Below are 17,066 nucleotides of genomic sequence, written 5' to 3'. Positions count from 1 at the left end.
GATACAGCGCAATGGGGCTGAAGCCGTCATCCCCTCAAGAGGGAGTCGTCTGAAGCCTCGAAAGCTGGATCGACATATCTACAAGGCACGTAATCTGGTGGAGCGTTTTTTCCAGAAACTGAAGCAGTACCGCCGTATCGCAACTAGGTATGAGCGACTGGCAAGAAACTACCAGTCGATGCTGAGCCTTGTATCAGTCGTCATATGGCTGGCCTGATTGAGAACGCCCCCTAGGAAAGAACACCTGAGGTCGATTTTTTTGCAAGTTGGAGGGCATATAGGGTGAAAAATCGGACAAAAGCTCGTCGTTGCTCATGTTTCTACCAGTAGAATGCAGCGCAATCGCAGACGCGGTGAGTAATCTCAGCGGTCGCAAGCAAAAAACCAAAACAATTTCTGCTGTTGTGCACCTCGCCCCAGCCTTTTGATTTAAAAAAAGCCAATGATAATTCTAATAAGTTCAAAAATCGGCCAAGCAGATATCCATGCTGCGCTGGGCAAGTCGGAATACAGCTATTTCTTCTTGATGAAAGACTTTATTCCGGCGCTTGAACGTGTGGGTACGGTCATTCAGGTTAAAAATCTGGCTGAAATCGAATCGCTTTATGCGGGTTATCGCGCCGCAGGGCAGGATGTTGTTTTTTTGAGTTTCAGTCCGCCGCACCAAGTACCTATTGGGTTGGCCTGCCCGACGATTGCGGTGTTCGCTTGGGAGTTCGATAGCCTGCCATTTATGGCTTGGGATCAAGATCCCAGCCATGACTGGCGCTATGTGTTCGCCCATACCCAGGGTGCGATCACTACCAGTAAGGAGACAGCCCTACTGGTAGATAGCGCAATGCAAGGGTGTTTCCCGGTGATTTCCCTGCCTGCGCCAGTCTGGGATCGCTATGCCAAGCTCGGTGCTCTGGAGGGTTGGCCAATTGAGTTTGCTGAGCGGCAATTCCCATTCGCCGGCATAGTAATCGACAGCCCTATCCTGGGGCTCTCTGCCGATGGTCTAGTGCGCAAACCCGAGCCTGTTGCTGGGCCGTCCGAGCCCGGCCCAGTGGTCAAGTCTGCGGTTGAGAATTTGCTTGCGCCCAGCTTGAGCCTTGGTGCTGCTTGGCGGCTTAGCGCAGCACTGCTAAAAGGCTGGTGGAACGAAGTTCGTCTTGAGCCTGCTGAAACCACTGCCCAACAGGTCAGTCCTCCACCTCCTGAGTCGCCCCTTGTCGAGTCACAATTAGCGCTCGAAGCCAAGCCAGAGCCACGTATTATCGGTGTCAGTGGCGTCGTTTACACCACGGTACTTAATCCGGCGGATGGTCGTAAAAACTGGGTCGATCTGGTCACCGCGTTTTGCTGGGCGTTCAAGAACACCGAGGATGTCACCCTGATCGTGAAGATGACCCATCACGACTTGGAGCACTACCGCGTGGTGCTGATGACGCTACTCTCGCGTCTGGCGCCCTTTCGTTGCCGTGTCTTGGTGCTGCACGGCTTCCTTGAGGATGAGCAATATCAGGCGCTTATCGCTGCCAGCAGTTATTACGTGAATGCCTCGTCCGGTGAGGGCCTGTGCTTGCCATTGATGGAATTTCTTTCGAGCGGCAAGCCGGTCATTGCTCCCGACCACACAGCAATGGCTGATTATCTTAACGAGCGGGTGGCGTTCCTGCTCAAGTGTTCGCCGGAGCCGACCTGCTGGCCGCACGACCCCACGGGGATGCTATTTACCCATCGGTATCGACTCAATTGGCAGTCATTAATGGAAGCCTTCCGCAGCAGCTATCAGGTGGCATGCAGTAACCCTGCGCACTACCAACGCATGTCGCGTCATGCGTACCTGCAGATGCAAGACTTTGCCTCGATCGAGCATGTCAGTGAGCCGCTCGCAGCATTCCTGCAACAGATTTTGACTGCTAATTCAGCGGCGCAAGAAACCCGCTCAGCGCGGGAGTTGGACTTATGAAATTTTTGGTTTATTCGCAAATTACCGCAGCGCAAATTGCTGCAAGTCTGGGCTTGCCGGAGTACAGCTACTACTTCGTCCTGCGCGACTTCTTGCCGGTGTTGCGGCAGCTGGGCGATGTGCACGTCATCGAGCATCCCGAGGTGGAGGTCGATCCGCTATACGATGCGGCCTGTGCGGCAGGCGAGCGCTGTCTGTTCCTGTCTTTTTCGCCGCCACAGAAGACTCCGCTCGGCCTGCGCTGCCCGACCCTCCCGGTATTCGCCTGGGAGTTCAGCAGTATCCCGAACGAGCACTGGCTGGATGAGCTGAGCCAGGACTGGCGCTATGTGCTGCAAAAATGCGGTCAGGGTATTAGCCATTCGGGTCTCACTGTCCAAGCGGTAAAAGCCGAACTGGGCGAAGACTTCCCGGTTATTTCCATCCCTTCGCCGGTATGGGACAAGTACCAATCCCTACGCGAGCAGACCAGCGCATTGCCACTGCAGCAGAGCATACGCATCCGTGTGCGCTCTGGTGTGGTATTGGACACCCATGATGTCGCCCTCGAACCCTATATGCCTGGGCCTGATGCGGTGGCCAAGGCGGTCGCGGCAGCAAGGGCGCCTAAGCCAGCGGACAGCCAAGCAGAAAACCCGACAGGCACGCCCATCACTCCGGCCGCCCCTCGGCAATCACGGCTGCAAATTAGCCGTCGTTATATGGGTGAGTGGTATTTACGGGTGTTGCGCGAACTCCTGCCTGGTTTGCCCGGCCCCGCGCCCGCTCAACTAGCCGCACTGGCCGCACCAGCTACCGTAGAACTGGTGTTCGAAGCCGACGACCAGCGCCTCGAGCCGCTCAATCAGGTTGAACCCAGCTCGCTGCCCAAGTCGGGGGTTAAGCCGCTAACACCTGAGTGGGTCTTGAGCGAATGCAGCTTTGAGCTGTCCGGCGTAGTGTTCACTGCCCTGTTCAATCCTTACGACGGCCGCAAGAACTGGGTCGACATGCTCACGGCTTTTTGCGCTGCATTCAAGGACACTGCAGATGCCACGCTGGTGCTCAAACTTGGCCACCACGAATATCAGTCGGCGCTGAACGACATGCTGATGTGCATGGCGCGGATGCCCAAATTTAAATGCCGAGTGGTGTTACTGCAGGGCTTCCTCGACAAGGCCGAATTCGACAGTCTGATCAGTGCTAGCGCCTTTGTGGTCAACGCCTCTCACGGTGAGGGGCAATGCTTGCCGTTGATGGAGTTTCTCTCCTGTGGCAAGCCGGCAATCGCACCGCGGCATTCGGCGATGTGCGACTACATCGATGAAGAAGTCGCGTTTGTTGTCGATAGTTGGCTGGACGCCACCGCCTGGTCACACGACCCGCGCCTGGCCTACCGCACCCTGCGCCACCAAATCGACTGGTCTTCGCTGGTTGAGGCTTATCGTGCGGCCTATCGGTGCGTGCAAGATGATCCGTCGCGCTACGCCAAAATGTCGGCTGCGGCCATCGAACGCATGCGCGGGCACTGCTCACAGGCGGTTGCTACGCAGAAGCTGAGACATTTCTTGAGTATTGATGAGGCCGTCAGCCAATGAATCAATTTGATTTATTCCGCCGCCTGACCGGAGCGGAGAACGACCCGCGTTCCACCGACGAAATCTGGCAGGAAACCGCCAGTCAGCCCGACTTCGTCGACTCCCGTGACTGCGGCTTGGTCGATGCGGTGCAGAGTGGCTGGTATCTAAGCGAGAGTGATGAGCTGTTCAAAGGTTTTGCGATCAGCGCCACAGACTCGGTGCTGGATGTCGGCTGCGGTGCCGGTGGTGCCACATTGTTCAGCGCCAATCGCGGTGCTCATGTGGTGTTCACCGATGTGGTCGCCGAGAAGATCGAGTCGCTCAAAGCCCGAGTAGCGCAGACCCCGGCACGCAAGGCCGAAGGCTTTGTCTCCGACAGCATTCCGCTGCCGGTGGCAGCTGCCAGCATGTCGCGGGTGATCTCCATGGAGGTGCTCGAACACGTCGAAGATCCTGCGGCCTTCCTGCGCGAATTGGTGCGGGTTGGTCAGCCCGGCGCTTTGTATTTGCTGGCCGTGCCTGATCCGGTGGGGGAAAACATCCAGAAAAATTTTGCCCCTGGGTATTATTTTCAGCGGCCTAATCACATTCACATCTTCGAGCGTGAAGAGTTTGGCCGCTTGGTCACCGACGCCGGCTTGGAGATTGTCCGCCGCGATAGCTTTGGTTTCTTCTGGACCTTCTGGATGTTTCTTTATTGGTCGGTGGCTAAGCAGGCGGGGGGCGAGATGGAAGGCACCTCGCATGACGTGGTACAGCCGCCCTATCCGCCGATTTTGAACGACTGGGCCAAACTTTGGCATCAGGTGATCAAGATGCCTGAAGCTGCACCGATGAAGCGGGCGCTTGATCAGCTGCTCCCCAAAAGCCAAGTGATCATCGCGCGCAAGTCGGAAAATGGCTGAGATGAGTAGGCGTATTGCTGACATTGAGGTATTGCGAGCAGTCGCCGTACTGTTCGTGATTTTTCAGCATGCCGGAAGCTTGTTCCCTTGGACATCGCCGGTGCTAGAAACGCTGTATGCCTACCTCGGTGGGACTTTTGGAGTCGATCTGTTTTTCGCTGTGTCCGGTTTTGTCATCGCCCGCGACCTGATCCCGCGATTGCTCGGTGCGCCCGATAGAGCAACGGCTTGGAAGACCATGCTAGCGTTCTGGTTGCGGCGCATGTGGCGCTTATGGCCTTCGGCCTGGCTATGGTTGGGGCTGACGCTACTGGCGGTGCTGGCGTTCAATCGCAGTGGTGTATTTGGCGGCTTCGAGGCCAATCTGCAGGCGACTTTCGCCGGTATTTTTCAATATGCAAATGTGCGCTTTGCACAGGATTTTATGGTCAGGGAAATCGGTGCCAGTTTTGTCTACTGGAGCCTGTCGTTGGAGGAACAATTCTATCTGCTGTTCCCCGTCCTGATTGTGTTGTTCAGGCGCCATCTTGGCTGGGCTTTGTTGACCGTTGCCCTGATACAAATATGTATGCCCCGTCAGCAGCTTTACCTGATGATGTTTCGCACCGATGCGCTCGCGCTCGGTATTCTGCTCGCCCTTTGGAGTCATAAGGTCTCGTGGCCGGCTGCGTTGTCGGCATTTTCGGCGCTCGGCCGCTGGGGCTGCCTGTTATTAGCGTTGACTTGCATCGGCATTATGGCTCTACTCAGCGGCCGTCTAGAGCTGACTCGTTATGCCATCGGCATCATTGCGATACTGTCTGCACTATTGGTTCTGATGGCCTCTTATGATCGTGATCTGCTGTTACCCAATAGTAGGTTCAAGTATCTGCTGGTCTGGATCGGCGAACGCTCATATGCCATTTATCTGATCCACGTGCCGGCTTTCCTCGCCACCCGCGAACTGTTTTATCGTCTGTACCCTGAGCAGATCGCCTCAGCACAACTTACCGTTGCCTATCTGGTTTGTGCGACGGTCATGTTGACAGTGCTGGCGCAACTCAACTTCCGCCTGCTTGAGACGCCGCTGCGGAAGTACGGTGCAGCGGCATCCATGCGGATATTGCAACCGCTTACCCGGCGCCATAACAGCTCCGTGGCGGCAGTACCTAATCGCCTCACCGAACTTACTCCTAAGGTCTAGTCATGCTGCAATTTCTGAAACGGCTTATGCGTTCCACTCCTACCGCGCCGGCACCTTCACCGATAGCGACGCCACAGGAAACCCTGGCGATACCCGACAACTCGACGCTGACCGATGCCTATCTGAGTGGCTGGTTCCGCCGTGACAGCGGCGAGCTGTTTGAGGGCTTCCCAATCAATGCCGAAGACACTGTATTGGATATCGGCTGCGGTGATGGGCCGTTCGCCCAGTTCTGCGCGGAGCGTGGAGCCGAAGTGATCTTTGCCGACATCGACGCCGACAAGGTTGCAGCGGTCGAGGCGATGCTCAAGCAATCGCCGGCGCGGGGGGTGATTCCCCTAGTTACCGATGCCAATCCGATCCCGCTACCGGATGGGCGAGCAAACAAAATTATCGCCATGGAAGTGCTCGAACATGTGGAAGATCCAGCCCAGTTCATGCGGGAATTGGTGCGGGTGGCGCGTCCCGGCGCGCAGTTCCTGCTGACCGTACCTGACCCTCTCGGCGAAAGTGTGCAGAAGAAGCTGGCGCCGGCAGCCTATTTTGAGCACCCGAACCACATCCGGGTATTTCAGCGCGAAGAGTTCGAGCAATTGATTCTCGATGCCGGCTTGATCATCGAGCGCCGCGCAGATTACGGATTTTATTGGTCGATCTGGTGGTTTTTGTTCTGGGCCTGCAAACAGGATCTCTCGCCGCCTTGGCACCCGCTGCTGGATAGCTGGACTCACACGTGGAACATGTTGTTGTCGATGCCCGACGGCCCGCGGATTAAAAAGGCCCTCGACGCCGCCATGCCCAAGAGCCAGGCGATTATTGCGCGCAAACCTGAATAAGTTTTTCAAAGGATCTCCCGGATGCCCTCTGTCTTTCAGTTGAGTCGCGGCTTGGCGTTCGCGCGGCTGCATTGGCCGATGCTGGCCTGCGCGATGCTGGTGGGCGCGGTGGTGTTATTTGTTCGTATTGGCCTGAGTTTCGAGTTTCCCATTCCCTGGAACGATGAAACGGCCTTTATTGCACAGGCTTTTGAGTTCAGTCGCAGCGGCAGTTTCTTTGTCTACGGGCTGAACAGCGAACGGGTAGTGATGTGGATGCCGCCGGGCTACATGTTGTTGCTCGCCGGGGTGTACAAGGTCTGCGGCTATAGCTTTGAAATCTCCCGCTGGGTTTCCACTCTCCTGTATTTGGGCTCGTTCGGCGTGGGGCTGGCGATCATCCGCGCCACGTTGACCGGCTGGCGGCAGATGCTGGCTTTGGTTTTGATGCTGGTGGCCTTTCTCTCGCCCTATTCGCTGGCGATTGCCAATATTGCGCGAATGGAAGGGCTGTACACGCTGATCTTCTTGTTCTCGCTGTTGGCCGCGCTGCGTGGCAAATATGCCCTAGGTCTGGCGCTGGTGTTGCTGGGGGCAACCGTACATTACAACGCGGTGTACTTCCTGTTGCCCTATGGCGTGCTGGTGTTGTGGAAGATCCTGCGGCGGGAAACCCTCAGCATTGGTCCGGGTGAACTGTTGGCATTGGTCATCGCCGCGCTGGCGTTGGCGGGCTATGGCTTGTTTGTGATCAAGCACATTGATGGTTTCTGGCAAGATATGCGCTTCCAGTTTGCCTACAAGCTGGGGGCGCCGGTGATGGGCGGGCGTGAAGGCTGGACGCTGCTAGGCCTGGTTCTATTGATCCCCTGCTTGCAGCTGATGGTGCATCGCCGCCTGGGCGCAGAGGCCCTGTTGTCGCTGTATGGCGTGGCTTTTATTGCCATGACCTTGAACGGCCACAACATGTGGTATTACTTCGCCTACAACTTCGGTTTTTGGCTGCTGTTGCTGGGCGTCTTGGCAAGCAGCGCCGCAGTAGCGAGGCCAATGGCTCGCGGTGCTTGTTTAGTTATCGCGTTGCTGTTGCTTTATCAGCTTGGCCTCTACGTCAACCGCAGTACTGCGGAGTTCGACCCGCTCAAGCCCTGTCTGTCGATGCTGTCCCGAGATTTCCTGCCAGCCAGCGAAATCGACAAGGTGCGGGTCTTCATTGCAACCTTACCGCCAAACACTAGCGTTTCATTCGGTTATTCCGGTGTTGAACCGTACTTCTTCGCCGATTTCGCCCGCTCCGGTGCGCGCTGGACGGGTTCTGCGCACAGCGTGACGCAAGTTTTTCCCGCGCGCAGCGTGGATTACCGGGTGCTTTGCGACAGTACGATGTTTCCGGCATATCTGTCTGTGTATGACTGGGATGGTTATCCGCGCAAAAGTCAGGACAGTGGTTGCGCTATGACCCGGCTGCGCAAGGAGCAAGTTCATGCGCAGTGACGCCAAGGACCACGAAATCGAACAGCTAAGGGTTATCTATTCGGCTACCTGGCCTTAAGCGGATTTATGCAGTGGTTGGGCGCGCGGTCCTATGGGATCTACCTGATTTATCTGCCGGTATTCAAGTTCACACACGAGGCGGCTACCAGGTATCTGCAGGCTTCAGGCCAAGCGTATTCCCTTGCCGCTGTTCCCTTCTTGCTGCGCGTGCTAGAGCTAAGCTCGCTAGGCTAGATTGTAAGACAGGCAGTGCCTCACTACCTATGTTTGACGATGGCTCGCAAAGGACAGCAGCTTAAGTCATAAGCATACAGCTCGTATTTGAACTCCTGACCGCGACCTTTAGGGGCATTGCCGCGGTCTACTTGGTTGCAGTTTGCATTAGCCATACACAGGAAAATGCAGTGCTTAGTAAGTGAAGTGGAATTATAAAGTTTGATTTTAGCTTTGGATTTATGTCTAGGGTTGCGCCGGAAAAAAAGGCGATTGTAATGTACGTCATAAAAAACATATCAACGTCAAGAATCGGTCCTAGCTTAGGAATGGTGTAAGCAAAATAGAGCAGCGACCACCCCGTGATCAGTATAGCAAGAACGTTTTTCCTCGAAAGGCACCAGGTATTTTTTCGGCTTAGGGCAAGGGCTACAAATAAAATTACTATTGGTGTCAAGCCGAGTCCAAGACCGAGCATGTGGAAAAGTTCTTTAAAGTGTTTGAGAGAAAAAACATAGTCAGTGTTGAAGAATATGGATGTTTCGCTTGCGGCCAGTCCGCGATAGCCTTCATAGATGGTGTTAGTGTCGCCAAAATTTAGCTCTTGGTAGAGAGTGGTGAAATAGTCTGACAGACTTTTCGGCCAGAAAAGTCTGAGGCCAATAAAGAAAGCAAGTAAAAGTGCTCCGAGAGTGCGCATTACTATTTCTATTCGCGCCCTCCACAGGTAGGTGAAAAGAATAATAAAGCTTAGTGGGGCGAAGCCTAAGTATATAAGGGGGAGTACGCCGGTGACGACGCCGATCTGTATCTCTGATTTTTCTTCGAAATTCCCATTAAATAGCCAGCAGAGCAGGGCTAAATATCCTCCAGCGATGAATGGATAGTATTCTAGGTAGCCAAAAGAAAATAATATCCAAATAGGTGTTGTCGCGGCCAGCAGTACCCGATACTTGCTTGGATATCTTGTTAAAAGATAAATCGATGTGCAGGCCATGACGCTGATGCCTGCGATGCGTATAAAGCCTGCGTGATTTGCAATGCTGCCTGGTAATATCCTGGCAATCGGCGGGAATTGCCAAATGGCCGCATAGCCCACGCGAAGTGTTTCAATGCCGGCCAAGTACTTCGCGGCAGGAAATAGTTCGCGATTTGAAAGTATTAGCGCAATGAGCTTCCCATCGCCAAGTTCTGGAATGGCAACTGCCTGGATGAATATATTGATAAGAGCTGCTATAGCTATAGCTAGAACTGCTAGGTTGAAATATAATTTTTTTCTCATGATGTCTGGCCGTTATGTCGATTCGATCCGAGTTTGTAACTGTGCTCGGCGAGAAACGCAGAAGTATAGATGGTGGTAACGGGATTTCAGGGTCATTTGTTCATCTTAAAAATACTTTGTATTGGTGTGCGCAGATTTTATTTTGATATCGTTAATGTCATTGATCACTAAAACTGCGCCCGCACGCTTTGTCAGTGTTATCTCAATGAAAGCTTGCGAAAGGCCATCGCCAATACTCGAGGATCTTCGCTGGCAGGGTTGTGTGCATCCGGCAGATGAAAGGTGAAGGTATTCCGGCCTGCGTGTAACAACTCCGGGGAAAAGTTGAAGCGAATTTCTCTTTCCCCTCCATCAAAACGACCTTGGTAAAGCTGTTGGCCATTGAGTGCGATAGTCAGGGCCTGATTGCCCAGAAAACCTGCCTGCAAGTTGGCCTCGCCGCTTAGGTTTTGCTCGCCTAGCATGAGGCTTAGGCTGGCGTCCTGTCCTTCACTCCAGCGAAAACCTGCTTCCAAGCCATAAAAGCTGTCGAAGGCCGCTTGGGCAGAGTCGTAGGGAATATCGATGAGACCGGTGAAGGGCGGAAGTTGATGGCTGCGGAACTCAGTCAGTCGTTCTTCGTGGCGACTTTTGCTATGGAGAAATTGAGGGTAGCGCCAATCGAATAGATATTCAGGGTATTGATCGACGTTGGGCTCGACGTTCCATTGCATGCCATAGGGGTTGAACAGGGCTTGGTAAGTATTGATATAAATGGCGAACAGGCCACTGACTATCACTGCGGCGTATGCGAGGTTTCTCCTCTGGCGTAGCGCCGCCAAGCCACTGAAAAGGCCCACGAAGAGGCCGGGCAGGGCATCGACCAGCAAGCGGGCGCCGAACGACCAGCCCGCCCACCAGTGAGGAAACTGGCTGACCGACAATAGATGAGCAAGCGGCCAGGCAAGGCTGATCAGGCTCAGCTTTGCCAAGCTCTTGTTTCGTGGTGCCAGCCCGATGGTCAAGAGGATGGATACCAGCAGGAAGGGCGAATAGACCCACAATCCGCGAGCCGGGCTGAGCAGGTTGCCATACAGCGCTGTTTCAAAGTCGCCGCCCTCCAAGCGCTTTGGTAAGTAGTAGTCCGGCAAAATCTGGGCGAACTCGTGCAGGCTCCAGCCCATAAAGCCAAGCAGCAACAGTCCCAGGGTAACGCCTGCGAGCACTGCGGATTTTTTATCCTGGAGGAAGTAATACAGCAGCAAGAAGGGCGACAGCAGCGCCAAGGTCGGCCGGCAGAGATAGGCCAGAAACAAGCTCAGCCCGATTAGTGCCGGAGCGAGTAAAGCCTCCGGCTGACGGTGGCGGAGCACCAGAAAGATGGCGGCACTGGAAAAGACCAAGGCGAAGTCATGTGACCATAGCGCGGTTCCCACCGTGCTCGCGAGCGAGCTGCCGAACCAGCAAAGCCCCGCCAACAGCAAGCTCTCGGTCTGGCGCAGGTAGAGCCTGGCGGTCTTGTAGAGTATGAAGGTGATAAGCAGTGCGGCCAGGGCGGCGAGTGCCATCTGGATGAGAGGCTCATCCCTCATCATATCGAAGCCCATAACATTGGCTACGGCTACGAATGGTGTACTGAGTAAGGCGGTACCCAAGGGGAAATAATTGTAGAAGTGCCCACCTTTCTGGTGAATGACATATCCGTAGCTATCGAGGAACGTCTTGCCGTAGGCATCAAGTTTCACGGTGCCATGCTGCGCTATGGCCTGACTAACCAGTAGGGTGCCGCGGGGGTCGCTACCGGTATTGTGCGTTGTCTGTCCGGCTATCACCGCCACGATCAGGAAGGCGAGGAGCCAGCCAAGCCAGCGATGCTTTCTTGGGGCGAATGAGTGAGTGATTTTGTTAGTCGTCGGTAGGTACTTCAGCATGTAAATGTCTGCTCTTCGTGGTGGGCTGAGACCTATAGCGAAAGCCGTTTGAAGAGCCTTTCCGGAATGTTTTTGATGATCAGCATGATCAGCATCCAAAACCCCGGCGTATAAAGCACGTCCTTCTTCTTATCGAGGGCCTTGTCGATATCCAGGGCGACTTTTTCCGGTGTGGCCCACAGCGGGCCTTTGGGGAAGGCGGCGGTCATCGGGGTGTCGACGAAGCCGGGTTTGATGGTCAGCACCTGTACGCCGCTTTTGTGCAGGCGATTGCGCAAGCCCTGCAGGAAGATGCTCAAGGCGCCCTTGGCGGTGCCATAGATGTAGTTGGATTGTCGGCCGCGGTCGCCGGCCACCGAGCCGATCACGGCAATGCAGCCATGCCGTTGCTGCTCGAAGTGGTTGGCCAGCAGCGTCAGCAGGGCAATGACGCTGAGGGCGTTGGTGTGCAACTCCTGCAAGGTCATCTCGACGCTCTGTTCGCAGGCCTGTTGGTCGCTGAGGGTGCCGTGGGCAATCAGCACCCGGTCCAGGCCATGCAGCTCGGTTTTGACCTGTTCCAGTAGCGCCTGATGAGTCTCCAGCGCGTTCGCCTCGAAGCCGGCGCAGTGCACGGCCGTGGCGCCGCGCACGCGCAGATCCTGCGCCAGGCTCTCTAGCCGCGAGCTATTGCGCGCCAGTAGGTAAAGGCTATGCCCTTGGGCGGCGAAACGTTTGGCGCAGGCTTCGGCAATCGCCGAGGTGGCGCCGATAATCAGGATTTTTTGCATGGGATTAGTCCAGGCCGAGCCGGCGCGATTGCAGGGAGGCGAATTTGCCGAGGGCGCCATATTGGGCGCGAATTTCTTGGAATTGCTGCCAGTTGGGCTGGCTTTGTTTAAAGGTTGCCTCACTCATGCGCGCATCTTTGGCCAGATACAGGCGGCCACCATGGGCCAAGACCATGCTGTCCAATTCGTCCAATAACTCCAGCAGGCCGGCCTCCAGTTTGAAGTCGAGCGCCAGGGTGTAGCCTTCCATGGGGAATGACAGCAGGTTGTCATTGGCGGCGCCGAAGGTTTTCAGCACGGCCAGGAAGGAGCCGCGATGGGAGGCCGAGATGCGCTCAAGGATGGCACGCATGCCTTGCAGGCCGGCCGCCTTGGGGATGACAAATTGATACTGCACGAAGCCCTGTTTGCCATACAGGCGATTCCACTGCTGGATGCTATCCAGCGGGTAGAAGAAGCTCTCAAAAGATACCCGTTGCTTCGACTCCGGCTTGCGGATGCGTTGGTAGTACAGCTCATTAAAGGCTTGTACTGAGTAACGGTTGAGTAGGGCGGCGGGCATGTCCAGCGGCACGCTCAGCGCTCGTTTGGCGGGCAATAGCAGTTGGCCGTTGCGGGCATGCTCGCCCACCATTAACAGTGAGCGGCCCAATGCCTCGCCACTGGCCAGGCAGTCGATCCAGGCCACCGAATAGGTGCTGGCGCTGTGGGTTTCAAACAGCTGCAGCGCTTCTTCGAGGTTGGCGGCCTTGAAGGTGGTCTGCTGGATATAGGCGCTTTCGATGCGTAACAGCCGCAGCGTGGCTGCGACAATCAGTCCGGTCAGGCCCATGCCGCCACAGGTGGCGTGAAACAGTTCGGGCCGTTCGCTGCGCGAACACTGGACCTGTGAACCGTCGGCCAGCAACAGTTCCATGTTTTCCACGCACTGACTAAAACAGCCATGCAGATGATGGTTCTTGCCATGCACGTCACTGGCAATAGCCCCGCCGACGCTGACGAATTTGGTGCCGGGGGTGATAGGCAGAAACCAACCGCGCGGCACAAAGACTTCCAGCAATTCGCCTAGGCTGATGCCGGCCGCGCACATCAGTAAACCGCTTTGCACATCGAAGCTGTGCAGGCGGTTGAGTTGACGCGTGCTGATCAGCTTATCGGCCAGTGCGCTGTCGCCATAGCTGCGGCCCATGCCGCGGCCAAGCACGGGGGCCTCTTCGTTCAGCAGCTGTGCGGCTTCTTGCGCTGTCTGCGGTTGCATGAGTTGCGCGTTATGGTGCGGGTAGCGGCCCCAGCCATGAGTCAGCATGCCGGCTGCGCCTGACTGCGAAATACAAAGCGCTTATCCAGCTCGTACTTGGTTACGTAGCCAATGGCCAGACCTATTACACCGCCGAGATAACGCATCTGGTCGGTGCCAAAGAGTGTGTGGAAGGACAATTCGAAGCCCCAGAAAACGGCAGTGGTTAGCACCCCTGTCGAGGCGTAAAGGATAAAAACTTTTCTATCATGTGCCGCGTTTTCGGCCTTAAAACGGAAAATATAGCGTTTATCGAGGCCGTATTTAACAATTAGGCCGATGCCTGTACCGACCATAATCGACAATGCGATAGCATAGGCGCCCGCGTAAACCAGCAGAAAGCCCGCTTGCGCGCCGATGTTGGTTGCTGTCGCGATCACGGCAAGAAGCGCGTAGATAGCTGCCAGTTTCATGAGCCTTCCCAAACCCCGCCGAGGTAAAATGGCATGCATGCTACCGTAGCGCCGCGCTCGTCTCTAGCGCAAATTCGAGGGATGTTAGCGTTGATGCGCCCACGCCAGTGGGTGAAAAATGCTTTTGTGTTCGCACCGCTGATTTTTGCCGGCGAGTTTCTCAATCTAGAATCGATCGAGAAGGTGGCGCTGGCGGCACTGATTTTCTGCGTGGCCTCGTCGGCCACCTATATCCTTAATGACCTGAGCGATATCGAGCGTGATCGTCGTCATCCGAAAAAATCCCAGACTCGACCTTTAGCCTCCGGTCTGGTCTCAGTGCCGCAGGCGCTGGCTTTGTTGCTGGCTCTTTATATCATGCTGCTGGCGGCCTGGTTCGTGATGCCGGCGGTGCTTTATGTGGTGCTGGGCTATTTGCTGCTTAACCTGGCCTACACCTTCGTGCTCAAGCACCAGCCGGTAATAGATATTTTCACTATTGCCATTGGCTTTGTCTTGCGCGTGTATGCCGGGGCCATGGCTCTGTCGGTGCCGGTATCGTCGTGGATGTTTGTAACCACCCTGTGTTTGGCGCTGTATCTGGCCGCAGTCAAACGCGGTCAAGAGCTTGCCAGCAATGGCAGCGAAAGCCGCGAGGTTTTGCAGCACTACACCCCGGCGCTGCTTGATCGCTATGCCGAGATGGCTGCCACTGGCGCCTTGTTGTTCTACAGCTTGTTTGTGATGACGGCGCGGCCGGCCCTGGTGATGACCATTCCGCTGGTGCTTTATGGGCTGTACCGTTACTGGTTTATTGTCGAGTCTAAAGACGCTGGCGAGTCACCCACCGATGCTTTGCTGAGCGACTGGCAATTGCTGCTGACGGTGGCAATCTGGGGCGTGGTATCGGCCGTTTCGATCTGGCCGGGACATTCGTTATGACTCTCGATTATTCCTATGCGCTCACGCCTTTGATTGCCTGGCTGCTGGCGGGCTGCAGCAAGTTCGCCATCAATAGCTTGAGAGCTAAGCGTTTGGCCTTTGATTTGATCGGCTACGGCGGCATGCCAAGTAATCACAGCGCTATTGTCTGCAGCATGGTGGTGCTGATTGGACTCAAGGAAGGCATTGCTCAGCCGGCTTTTGGGGTGGCGGTTACTCTGGCTTTTATCGTCTTGCTGGATGCCAGCAGTCTGCGTCGGCAAGTAGGTTTGCATGCACAGGCGATCAATGCCTTGTCTGCTACAGACGCCGCAGGCACCTTGCGTGAACGAATGGGCCATAGTCGTGGCGAAATACTCGCCGGGCTTTTGGTGGGCGGCGCTGCGGCTTGGCTGGTTTGGCGCTGGGGTGCCGATCTGCTCAATGGATTGTTGGCGGCTGCAGGATAAGAGGAGTGCTTAGCGTGAAGAAACTACTGGTTACCGGTCTGAACGGCTTCGTCGGCCGGCACTTGCAGGCGTTGCTGGCGACCGAGTCGGATGGGCCCTGGCGGCTGCTTGCATCTAAGCCGCATGACTTGCTCGATTGCGCATCGCTGGATGCATGGTTGCAGGATGATTGCCCGGATGCCGTTATCCATTTGGCTGGGCAAACCTTCGTGCCTGAGGCCTTTCGTGATCCGCAGCGCACCCTGCAAGTGAATCTGCTGGGTACCCTGAATTTGCTGCAGGCGCTCAAGCGCCGGGGGTTTTGCGGGACTTTTCTGTATGTTAGTTCGGGTGATGTCTATGGCCAGGTCGGGGAAGCTAATCTGCCGATCAGCGAGCGCCTGGCACCACGGCCGCGTAATCCCTATGGCGTGAGTAAGGTTGCCGCCGAGTTGTTGTGTCAACAGTGGAGTTATAGCGAGCCTTGGCGGATCATAGTCGCCCGCCCGTTTAACCATATTGGTCCTGGGCAGGGCGAAGCGTTCGTTATTTCGAGTATGGCCCGTCAACTGGTTCGCGTGCAGCAGGGTTTACAACCGGCGCAGCTTGAGGTCGGTGATGTTGATGTGACACGCGATTTCCTCGATGTCCGCGATGTGCTGCAGGCCTACTTAGCGTTGCTGGAACAGGGGCGAAACGGCGAGATTTACAACGTCTGTTCGGGGGTAGAGCGGCGGGTTCGCGATCTGATCATGCAGATGGCGAACTTGGCTGGAGTTGAGGTTGAACTGGTACAAGATGCCAGCCGTATGCGCTTGTCTGAGCAGCGGCGGGTAGTGGGATGCAGTAAAAAACTACAAAAAGAGACTGGGTGGAAACCCAGCGTATCAATCACGGAAACCCTGCAGAGCGTGCTCTCTGACTGGGCAGCAAGAGAAATTAAACATGTCTAAGTCTGCATTGATTACTGGCGTAACCGGCCAAGACGGCGCCTATTTGGCCAAGCTGTTGCTGGAAAAGGGCTATGAAGTTCATGGTCTGGTGGCTAGACGCAGTAGCGATACGCGCTGGCGTTTGCGTGAGTTAGGCGTTGAGGCGCAGATTCGTTATCACGAGGGCGATCTGGCCGATGCCTGCTCGGTTCAGCGCGCGGTAATCAAATCCAAGCCGGATGAAATCTTTAACCTGGGCGCGCAGAGCTTTGTTGGCAGCTCCTGGGATCAGCCGGTCACCACTGCAGTGGTCGATGGTATCGGCGTCACCCACTTGCTCGAAGCGATTCGCCAGTTCGCACCGCAAACCCGTTTCTATCAGGCCTCGACCAGCGAGATGTTCGGTTTGATCCAGGCCGAGCGGCAGGACGAGAACACTCCGTTCTACCCGCGCAGCCCCTATGGTGTGGCCAAGTTGTATGGCCACTGGATCACCGTTAACTACCGTGAAAGCTTCGGCCTGCACGCCTCCAGCGGCATTTTGTTCAACCACGAATCGCCGCTGCGCGGCATCGAGTTTGTGACCCGTAAAGTTACCGATGCGGTGGCGCGGATTAAGCTCGGCAAGCAAAGCGAGCTGCGCCTGGGCAATATCGACGCCAAGCGTGACTGGGGCTTTGCCGGCGATTACGTGGAAGCCATGTGGCTGATGCTGCAGCAAGAGGTTGCCGATGACTACGTGGTCGCCACTGGTGTAACTACTACTGTGCGCGACATGTGCAAGCTGGCCTTTGAACATGTTGGCTTGAGCTATGAAAATTACGTGGTGATAGATCCGCAGTTCTTCCGCCCGGCCGAGGTCGAGGTGTTGCTGGGCAATCCAGCCAAAGCGGAACTGAAACTGGGTTGGAAACCGAAAACCAGTTTGGCCAGTTTGATTGAGGGGATGGTCGAGGCGGATCTACGTCGCGTCGGCAAGGAATGAGGCGG

At 55.7% G+C, this 17,066-nt stretch carries 16 protein-coding genes; 11 read left to right on the top strand and 5 right to left on the bottom strand.

The genetic code is table 11. The features are described 5' to 3' along the window. From Q8R10_RS14360 to Q8R10_RS14330, 7 genes are all read left to right on the top strand, one after another. Positions 1-217: transposase (locus tag Q8R10_RS14360; protein ID WP_305654526.1), on the top strand; the 217-nt coding region annotated here is incomplete at its 5' end. A gap of 225 nt (positions 218-442) precedes the next feature. After that, the gene (locus Q8R10_RS14355; RefSeq protein WP_305654525.1) at positions 443-1,954 is read left to right on the top strand and encodes a glycosyltransferase; all 1,512 of its coding nucleotides are present in this window, start codon (positions 443-445) and stop codon (positions 1,952-1,954) included. Next, positions 1,951-3,531: a glycosyltransferase gene (locus Q8R10_RS14350; RefSeq protein ID WP_305654524.1), complete on the top strand. Its 1,581-nt coding sequence runs from the start codon at positions 1,951-1,953 to the stop codon at positions 3,529-3,531. Before Q8R10_RS14355 ends, Q8R10_RS14350 begins: the two co-directional genes overlap by 4 nt. After that, positions 3,528-4,418: a class I SAM-dependent methyltransferase gene (locus tag Q8R10_RS14345; RefSeq protein WP_305654523.1), complete on the top strand. Its 891-nt coding sequence runs from the start codon at positions 3,528-3,530 to the stop codon at positions 4,416-4,418. The genes Q8R10_RS14350 and Q8R10_RS14345 overlap by 4 nt, the downstream gene beginning before the upstream one ends. 1 nt (position 4,419) lies before the next feature. Continuing rightward, positions 4,420-5,601 carry an acyltransferase family protein gene (locus Q8R10_RS14340; protein ID WP_371133344.1) on the top strand — a complete coding sequence of 394 codons (1,182 nt, stop codon included), beginning with the start codon at positions 4,420-4,422 and terminating at the stop codon, positions 5,599-5,601. A gap of 2 nt (positions 5,602-5,603) precedes the next feature. Further along, the gene (locus tag Q8R10_RS14335; protein WP_305654521.1) at positions 5,604-6,437 is read left to right on the top strand and encodes a bifunctional 2-polyprenyl-6-hydroxyphenol methylase/3-demethylubiquinol 3-O-methyltransferase UbiG; all 834 of its coding nucleotides are present in this window, start codon (positions 5,604-5,606) and stop codon (positions 6,435-6,437) included. 21 nt (positions 6,438-6,458) lie between these two features. Next, positions 6,459-7,910, top strand: a complete 1,452-nt coding sequence (locus tag Q8R10_RS14330) for a hypothetical protein (protein WP_305654520.1) — start codon at positions 6,459-6,461, stop codon at positions 7,908-7,910. Positions 7,911-8,271: 361 nt separating this feature from the next. On the opposite strand, the gene Q8R10_RS14325 is transcribed toward Q8R10_RS14330, so the two are convergent. The 5 genes from Q8R10_RS14325 to Q8R10_RS14305 form a co-directional block, all read right to left on the bottom strand. Next, complete coding sequence (locus Q8R10_RS14325; RefSeq protein WP_305654519.1) at positions 8,272-9,405, bottom strand: hypothetical protein; 1,134 nt, start codon at positions 9,403-9,405, stop codon at positions 8,272-8,274. A 197-nt stretch (positions 9,406-9,602) separates the two neighbouring features. After that, positions 9,603-11,315 (bottom strand): hypothetical protein, encoded by a 1,713-nt coding sequence (locus Q8R10_RS14320; RefSeq protein WP_305654518.1) that lies wholly within the window; start codon positions 11,313-11,315, stop codon positions 9,603-9,605. Between the two features lie 32 nt (positions 11,316-11,347). After that, a complete protein-coding gene (locus Q8R10_RS14315; RefSeq protein ID WP_305654517.1) occupies positions 11,348-12,085 on the bottom strand; it encodes an SDR family oxidoreductase in 738 nt (245 codons plus the stop codon). Positions 12,086-12,089: 4 nt separating this feature from the next. Next, positions 12,090-13,391 (bottom strand): FAD-binding oxidoreductase, encoded by a 1,302-nt coding sequence (locus Q8R10_RS14310; RefSeq protein ID WP_305654516.1) that lies wholly within the window; start codon positions 13,389-13,391, stop codon positions 12,090-12,092. Then, a complete protein-coding gene (locus Q8R10_RS14305; protein WP_305654515.1) occupies positions 13,385-13,795 on the bottom strand; it encodes a GtrA family protein in 411 nt (136 codons plus the stop codon). The genes Q8R10_RS14310 and Q8R10_RS14305 overlap by 7 nt, the downstream gene beginning before the upstream one ends. Positions 13,796-13,828: 33 nt before the next feature. Here Q8R10_RS14305 and Q8R10_RS14300 point away from each other — a divergent pair, with 33 nt between their 5' ends. Genes Q8R10_RS14300 through gmd form a run of 4 tightly spaced genes read left to right on the top strand, consistent with a single transcriptional unit; the run spans position 13,829 to position 17,061 of the window. Further along, positions 13,829-14,716 carry a decaprenyl-phosphate phosphoribosyltransferase gene (locus Q8R10_RS14300; RefSeq protein WP_371133343.1) on the top strand — a complete coding sequence of 296 codons (888 nt, stop codon included), beginning with the start codon at positions 13,829-13,831 and terminating at the stop codon, positions 14,714-14,716. Next, entirely contained in the window at positions 14,713-15,165 is a 453-nt protein-coding gene (locus tag Q8R10_RS14295) for a divergent PAP2 family protein (RefSeq protein ID WP_305654513.1), read from the top strand. Before Q8R10_RS14300 ends, Q8R10_RS14295 begins: the two co-directional genes overlap by 4 nt. Before the next feature lie 14 nt (positions 15,166-15,179). Beyond that, complete coding sequence (locus Q8R10_RS14290; RefSeq protein ID WP_305654512.1) at positions 15,180-16,097, top strand: GDP-mannose 4,6-dehydratase; 918 nt, start codon at positions 15,180-15,182, stop codon at positions 16,095-16,097. After that, the gene (gene gmd, locus Q8R10_RS14285; protein ID WP_305654511.1) at positions 16,090-17,061 is read left to right on the top strand and encodes a GDP-mannose 4,6-dehydratase; all 972 of its coding nucleotides are present in this window, start codon (positions 16,090-16,092) and stop codon (positions 17,059-17,061) included. The genes Q8R10_RS14290 and gmd overlap by 8 nt, the downstream gene beginning before the upstream one ends. Positions 17,062-17,066 lie beyond the last annotated feature (5 nt).

Origin of the sequence: Pseudomonas sp. (assembly GCF_030698175.1) — a bacterium.
Lineage (GTDB): Bacteria > Pseudomonadota > Gammaproteobacteria > Pseudomonadales > Pseudomonadaceae > Aquipseudomonas.
This window is presented reverse-complemented; position numbering and strand designations above follow the sequence as displayed.

Excerpts from the sequence above, each read along its gene's own strand:
- Q8R10_RS14315 (WP_305654517.1), bottom strand. The coding sequence starts at position 12,085 with ATGCAAAAAATCCTGATTATCGGCGCCACCTCGGCGATTGCCGAAGCC.
- Q8R10_RS14350 (WP_305654524.1), top strand. The coding sequence starts at position 1,951 with ATGAAATTTTTGGTTTATTCGCAAATTACCGCAGCGCAAATTGCTGCA.
- Q8R10_RS14355 (WP_305654525.1), top strand. The coding sequence starts at position 443 with ATGATAATTCTAATAAGTTCAAAAATCGGCCAAGCAGATATCCATGCT.
- Q8R10_RS14335 (WP_305654521.1), top strand. The coding sequence starts at position 5,604 with ATGCTGCAATTTCTGAAACGGCTTATGCGTTCCACTCCTACCGCGCCG.
- Q8R10_RS14300 (WP_371133343.1), top strand. The coding sequence starts at position 13,829 with ATGCATGCTACCGTAGCGCCGCGCTCGTCTCTAGCGCAAATTCGAGGG.
- gmd (WP_305654511.1), top strand. The coding sequence starts at position 16,090 with ATGTCTAAGTCTGCATTGATTACTGGCGTAACCGGCCAAGACGGCGCC.
- Q8R10_RS14310 (WP_305654516.1), bottom strand. The coding sequence starts at position 13,391 with ATGCTGACTCATGGCTGGGGCCGCTACCCGCACCATAACGCGCAACTC.
- Q8R10_RS14330 (WP_305654520.1), top strand. The coding sequence starts at position 6,459 with ATGCCCTCTGTCTTTCAGTTGAGTCGCGGCTTGGCGTTCGCGCGGCTG.
- Q8R10_RS14340 (WP_371133344.1), top strand. The coding sequence starts at position 4,420 with ATGAGTAGGCGTATTGCTGACATTGAGGTATTGCGAGCAGTCGCCGTA.
- Q8R10_RS14325 (WP_305654519.1), bottom strand. The coding sequence starts at position 9,405 with ATGAGAAAAAAATTATATTTCAACCTAGCAGTTCTAGCTATAGCTATA.
- Q8R10_RS14295 (WP_305654513.1), top strand. The coding sequence starts at position 14,713 with ATGACTCTCGATTATTCCTATGCGCTCACGCCTTTGATTGCCTGGCTG.
- Q8R10_RS14345 (WP_305654523.1), top strand. The coding sequence starts at position 3,528 with ATGAATCAATTTGATTTATTCCGCCGCCTGACCGGAGCGGAGAACGAC.
- Q8R10_RS14320 (WP_305654518.1), bottom strand. The coding sequence starts at position 11,315 with ATGCTGAAGTACCTACCGACGACTAACAAAATCACTCACTCATTCGCC.
- Q8R10_RS14305 (WP_305654515.1), bottom strand. The coding sequence starts at position 13,795 with ATGAAACTGGCAGCTATCTACGCGCTTCTTGCCGTGATCGCGACAGCA.